This window comes from Microbacterium sp. B19 (genome assembly GCF_000333395.1).
Classification (GTDB): Bacteria; Actinomycetota; Actinomycetes; order Actinomycetales; family Microbacteriaceae; genus Microbacterium.
The window spans coordinates 1-743 of record NZ_BADA01000304.1 but is presented as its reverse complement, the minus strand read 5'-3'; the positions used below and the strand labels follow the sequence as shown (position 1 = coordinate 743).

The 743-nt window shown below is 70.4% G+C and carries 1 pseudogene; it reads left to right on the top strand.

The window, feature by feature from the left end:
* Positions 1–213 (top strand): annotated as a pseudogene (locus I5G_RS10730) (nuclear transport factor 2 family protein); the annotation flags it as partial.
* Positions 214–743: the final 530 nt, after the last annotated feature.

The following is a 743-nucleotide window of genomic DNA, read 5'->3' as shown; positions in this document are numbered from 1 at the left end:
CACGACGCGCTCGACGCCAAGGCGCAGGAGATCCTCGACGGTGCGGGTCCCGACTTCGTCTTCGTACCCGACGGGCCGTTCTACCAGGTGCAGGACCTCGGCTACCTCGCGTGGGCCTTCGGTCCGGAGGGGGCGCCGGTGCTGCACGGCGCCGACATGGGCATCCTGCGCGACGGCCTCCTCGCGAAGGTCTACACCGTGCTCTTCACATGAGCGACGGCGGGGGCGCGATTAGCCTGGGGGCGGCCCGCTCGGATGCCGGGACGGGAGCGCCGACGGACGGAGAGCCCATGCGTCATCCGCGGCATCGTCGGCAACATCGAGGGCAGCCCGGTCGAGCTCGGCGCGTCGGTGCTGCGCTGAGGCCGTGAGCGCGGCGGCGCCGGACTTTCGGGGCCTCGAAACCCTGAGTGAGCCGCCGCACGACCCCCGGAAACACGCGGTTCGGCGGCCCGAAATGCTCAGAATCCTCGGGGGAGGTTTGCAGCGCCACTCGGTGTTGGCCAGGCTCGTTCCCAGCGAAGGGGAGTAGCTCCGGGCCGGTGATCGGCCCGCGGAGATGTCGACACACTGGCCGTCATGGCGACGGCCCGGCATTCCATCCGGATGGCATCCGTCACCGGACGAGCGAGACCTTCGGCCCGCCCAGGCCGAGGACACCCCTACCCGTCTTCGGTCATGACTGACCGGAGGTCGTCTTGCCCCCTGCACTCCTGCGCCGCATCGGCGTATGCCTGCAGGCA